5 protein-coding genes are annotated in these 4,288 nt (G+C 73.3%); 4 read left to right on the top strand and 1 reads right to left on the bottom strand.

What is annotated here, in order from left to right; all coding sequences use genetic code 11:
* A partial coding sequence (locus ACIQOV_RS29880) for a polysaccharide deacetylase family protein (RefSeq protein ID WP_401053705.1) occupies positions 1 to 707 on the top strand: 707 nt, incomplete at its 5' end.
* Positions 708 to 781: 74 nt separating this feature from the next.
* On the opposite strand, the gene ACIQOV_RS29875 is transcribed toward ACIQOV_RS29880, so the two are convergent.
* On the bottom strand, positions 782 to 1,276 hold the full coding sequence (locus ACIQOV_RS29875) for a DUF1772 domain-containing protein (protein WP_380359050.1): 495 nt from the start codon (positions 1,274 to 1,276) through the stop codon (positions 782 to 784).
* A gap of 177 nt (positions 1,277 to 1,453) precedes the next feature.
* On the opposite strand from ACIQOV_RS29875, the gene ACIQOV_RS29870 reads away from it, so the two are divergent.
* The 3 genes from ACIQOV_RS29870 to ACIQOV_RS29860 form a co-directional block, all read left to right on the top strand.
* Positions 1,454 to 2,461 carry an AraC family transcriptional regulator gene (locus ACIQOV_RS29870; protein WP_359914094.1) on the top strand — a complete coding sequence of 336 codons (1,008 nt, stop codon included), beginning with the start codon at positions 1,454 to 1,456 and terminating at the stop codon, positions 2,459 to 2,461.
* 129 nt (positions 2,462 to 2,590) lie between these two features.
* Complete coding sequence (locus ACIQOV_RS29865) at positions 2,591 to 3,169, top strand: TetR/AcrR family transcriptional regulator (RefSeq protein WP_401053702.1); 579 nt, start codon at positions 2,591 to 2,593, stop codon at positions 3,167 to 3,169.
* A 42-nt stretch (positions 3,170 to 3,211) separates the two neighbouring features.
* On the top strand, positions 3,212 to 4,288 hold a 1,077-nt coding region (locus ACIQOV_RS29860; RefSeq protein WP_401053700.1), incomplete at its 3' end, for an SGNH/GDSL hydrolase family protein.

Below are 4,288 nucleotides of genomic sequence, written 5' to 3'. Positions count from 1 at the left end.
AGGGGGCAGGCATGTCCGTACCACCCGTCAGGCGCAGGGCAGTTGGCAGGTTCCGGACCGCGATCGGCGCACTGGTCGTCGCCCTGGCGGCGGGAGCGGCGGTCACCCTGCCGGCCGCCGAGGCGCAGGCGGCCGGCGCCAAGGGCGGCAAGGTGGTCTACCTGACCTTCGACGACGGCCCCAGCCCCGCCTACACGTCCAAGGTCCTGGCGACGCTCGGCCGGTACGGGGTGCGCGCGACCTTCTTCGAGATCGGGCAGAACGTCTCCGCCCACCCCGCGGTGACCGCGCAGGTCGCCAAGCAGGGCCACAGCGTGCAGAACCACTCCTGGTCCCACCCGGACCTGAGCAGGCTGTCCGCGGCCGCGCTCAACGCGCAGGTGGCCGACACCGACAAGGTCATCCGCGCGCAGACGGGCCGTACCCCGAGCTGCCTGCGCCCGCCGTACGGCGCCGTCAACGGCACGGTGCGTTCGAAGGCCGCGGCGCTCGGCAAGCAGGTCGTGCTCTGGTCGGTGGACCCGGCGGACTGGTCCCGCCCCGGCGCGGCCGCGATCAGGTCGCGGGTGCTGAACAACGTCCGTCCCGGTTCGGTGATCCTGCTGCACGACGGCGGCGGCGACCGCAGCCAGACGGTGGCCGCGCTGCCGGGGATCATCTCCACGCTCAAGGCGCGCGGGTACGGCTTCGCCACCCTCTGCGGCTGAGTCCGGTCAGCGGCAGAGGGTGGCGGCGGCGGGCGGCGCGGCCGGGCCCGCCCGTCGAGCGGGTCCGGGCCCGGTCAGCTCTGCCCGTTGAGGACGAGGGCCCAGGCGAGGCAGGCCAGGGCGCCGGTCGACAGCAGGGCGCGCAGCACGTTGAAGCGCACCCAGCGCGCCTCGAAGCGGCTGCGCACCGCGGCCGGGTCGGCGATCCGCTGGGCCGACCCGGCGGCTTCGAGCTCGTCGTTCAGCGGGATGTTGACCGAGCGGGTGACCCCGATCATCGCGACGTACAGCACCAGCGCGGCGATGGTCGCGGGCAGGACGTCGTGCCCGTCCGAGGGCAGGTGCAGGGCGACCGCCGCCGCGGTGGCGAGCAGGGCGCCGACGAAGCCGAGGACGAACCAGCCGTTCAGGATCGCCTTGTTGACGCGCTGCATGACCTCGATGAAGGTGCGGTCGTCGACCCGCGCGAGTGCCGGCATGACCGAGCACGAGTAGCCGTAGAACAGTCCCGCGGTCAGTCCACAGGTGACCGTGGCCGCCACCAGGACGAGTGTGCGTGCCGTTTCCATCGTCGTGAGCCCCTCACTTCTCGCAGCCGGTGTCGCCGTGCCGCGGTCGCCGTGTTCCGGTCCGTACCCCCGTGCGCAGATCATCCGGCATTCGGGCGGTGCGAGCCACCTCGATCACTCAAGAGTCTCTCAAATGACGAAGCGTCAAATAATGTCCCGCCGTCTACACTTGGCGTCATGGACACTCTGACGGGACTCCTCGACGGCCCCAAGGCCCGTGGCGCGTTCCTGCTGCGCTCCATCCTCACCCCGCCGTGGTCGCTGCGGATCGAGGACCGGGCCCCGCTCTCGGTGGTGACGATGGTCCGCGGCGACGCCTGGATCCTGCCCGAGCGCGGCACCCCGCTGCTGCTGCACCCGGGTGACGTGGCGATCGTGCGCGGCCCGGAGCCGTACACCGTGGCGGACGACCCCGACACCCCGGTGGACGTGATCGTCGGCCCGGGCCAGGTCTGCACCAAGGGCGGGGTGGACGTCTCCGAGGTGATGTCGCTCGGCGTCCGGACCTGGGGTCAGGGTCGGGAGGGCGACCGGGCCTCCTCGGTGGTGCTCTCCGGCACCTACCAGGCCGAGCACGAGATCGGCCAGCGGCTGCTCGGCTGCCTGCCCGCACTGCTGGTCCGCCCGGCCGGCACCGGTGCCGACGACACCCTGGTGCACCTGCTGGCCGCCGAGATAGGGCGCAACGAGCCCGGCCAGGAGCTCGTCCTGGACCGCATCCTGGACCTCCTGGTGGTCTCCGTGCTGCGCGCCTGGCTGGCCGCCCCCGACTCCGGTGCCCCCGCCTGGTACCGCGCCCAGCACGACCAGGTGGTCGGCCCGGTGCTGCGGATGATGCACGACGACCCGGCCACCGCCTGGACGGTCGCCGAACTGGCCCAGCGGGTCGGGGTCTCCCGGGCCGGTCTGGCCCGCCGCTTCACCGCCCTGGTCGGGGAGCCCCCGATGGCGTACCTGGCGGGCTGGCGCCTGGCGGTCGCCGCCGACCTGCTGCGCGAGCCCGAGTGCACCGTCGCCTTCGCCGCCCGCAAGGTCGGCTACAGCAATGCCTTCGCCCTCTCGGCGGCCTTCAAGCGGGTGCGCGGCGTCAGCCCGCAGGAGCACCGCCGGACGGCGGCCACGGGCACCCCGTCGCAGCAGGCGGGCTTCTCGGGGCCGGCGGAGACGGTGATCCTGGCGGGCTGAGCGGGCTGAGCGGGCTGAGCGGGCTGAGCGGGCTGAGCGGGCTGAGCGGGGCGTTTCCATTTGCCTAATCCATTTAGGCAATCCCATACTGTCCGTAGACAGCCGACGTGACCGTACGGGAGAACACACATGGCAAGGGCAGGGCTGACCGTCGAACGCCTGGTCGTCGCGGGCGCCGAGCTCGCCGACCAGGTCGGCTTCGACCAGGTGACCGTCGCCGCGGTCGCCCGCGGCTTCGGCGTGCAGACGGCCAGCCTCTACTCCCACGTCAAGAGCTCCCACGACCTCAAGACCCGGATCGCCCTGTACGCCCTGGAGGAACTCGCCGACCTCGTCGCCGACGCCCTCGCCGGCAGGGCGGGCCGCGACGCCCTCGCCGCCTTCGCCGACGCCTACCGCGACTACGCGGCCCGCCACCCCGGCCGCTACGACGCCACCCGGCTGCGCCTGGACGCCGCGACGGCCGCCGCCAGCGCGGGCGTCCGGCACGCCCAGATGACCAGGGCGATCCTGCGCGGCTACGACCTGGGCGAACCGGAGCAGACCCACGCGGTGCGCCTGCTCGGCAGCGTCTTCCACGGCTACATCAGCCTGGAGGCGGCCGGCGGGTTCAGTCACACCGCCGTCGACCCGCGACAGTCCTGGGACTGGATCATCGACTCCCTCGACGCCCTGCTGCGCGCCGGCGGGCCCCGTACGACCGGTTGATCCACCCCCTCCGCACGCCCCGACGAACCGAAGAGCAGCACCATGACGACGATCACCACCCCCGTCACCGAGGCCCTCCTCCACGGCCACCTCGACCTCGAACACACCGCCCGCGGCCTGCTGCCGCACCGCCTGCCCGCCGCCGCCCGCCGGCGGATCCCCGACGAACAGCTCGCGATGGCCGAGTCCCAGCCCTCCGGCGTCCGGCTCGCCTTCCGCACCCGCGCCACCGCCGTCACGCTGCACGCCGTCCCCACCAAGCGCGCCTACCCGGGCGTCCCGAACGTCCCCGACGGCGTCCACGACCTCCTGGTGGACGGCCGGCTCGCCGCGCAGAGCACCGTCCCCGGCGGCAACCTGCGCACCGTCGACCTCGCCACCGGCCGCTTCGAACTGACCGAAGGACCGTCCGGCAGCGCCCGGTTCACCGGCCTGCCGGAACGCGACAAGACCGTCGAGATCTGGCTCCCGCACACCGAGACCACCGAACTGATCGCCCTCGACACCGACGCCCCGATCGAGCCGATCCCCACCGGCAGCCGCAAGCACTGGCTGCACCACGGCAGTTCGATCAGCCACGGCTCCAACGCCGCCCACCCCACCGGTACTTGGCCCGCCCTGGTGGCCAACGGCGCCGGTCTGGACCTGACCAACCTCGGCTTCGGCGGCGGCGCCCTGCTCGACCCCTTCACCGCGCGCGCCATCCGCGACACCCCTGCGGACCTGATCAGCCTCAAGCTCGGCATCAACCTGGTGAACACCGACCTGATGCGGCTGCGCGCCTTCACCCCGGCCGTCCACGGCTTCCTGGACACCGTCCGGGACGGCCACCCGACCACACCGCTGCTGGTCGTCTCCCCGCTGCTCTGCCCGCTCCACGAAACCGTGCCGGGCCCGCTCGCCCCCGACTTCAGCAGCGGCACCCTGCGCTTCCGCGCCACCGGCGACCCCGCCGACGTGGCCGCCGGCCGGCTCACCCTCACCGTCATCCGCGCCGAACTGGCCCGCATCGTCGCCGAACGCCGGGCCGACGGCGACCAGCACCTGCACCACCTGGACGGCCTGGCCCTCTACGGCGAGCCCGACCACGACGCCCACCCGCTCCCCGACGGCCTCCAC

Origin of the sequence: Kitasatospora sp. NPDC091257 (genome assembly GCF_044757675.1) — a bacterium.
GTDB classification, from domain to species: Bacteria; Actinomycetota; Actinomycetes; order Streptomycetales; family Streptomycetaceae; genus Kitasatospora; species Kitasatospora lactacystinica.
The sequence above is the reverse complement of the archived record's forward strand: the minus strand, read 5'-3'. Positions and strand labels throughout refer to the sequence as shown.